The 338-nt window shown below is 46.2% G+C and carries 1 pseudogene; it reads left to right on the forward strand.

The features are described from left to right. A pseudogene (locus HA632_RS00085) lies at positions 1–338 on the forward strand (hypothetical protein); the annotation flags it as partial.

Genomic DNA, 338 nt, shown 5'->3' on the forward strand with positions numbered 1-338 from the left:
CCTGCCACTTCAACTATCTCTTGTCCGGCTGCGCCTGAGTTCGCTCAAGCTACTGCTACTGATGAGTGTGGTTCTGCTTTCGAATTGACTTTCGAGGATGTAACTACTAATGGTAATTGTGCAGGTTCTTATTCTGTAACCAGAACTTGGACTGCTACTGATGCTTGTGGAAACTCTTCTACAGCTTCACAAACTATAAATGTACAAGACGTAACGGCTCCGGTTATCGCAGCGTTACCTGCTACTTCAACTATCTCTTGTCCGGCTGCGCCTGAGTTCGCTCAAGCTACTGCTACTGATGAGTGTGGTTCTGCTTTCGAATTGACTTTCGAAGATGT

The sequence above is a fragment of the Flavobacterium sp. J49 genome, assembly GCF_011742145.1.
Lineage (GTDB): Bacteria > Bacteroidota > Bacteroidia > Flavobacteriales > Flavobacteriaceae > Flavobacterium.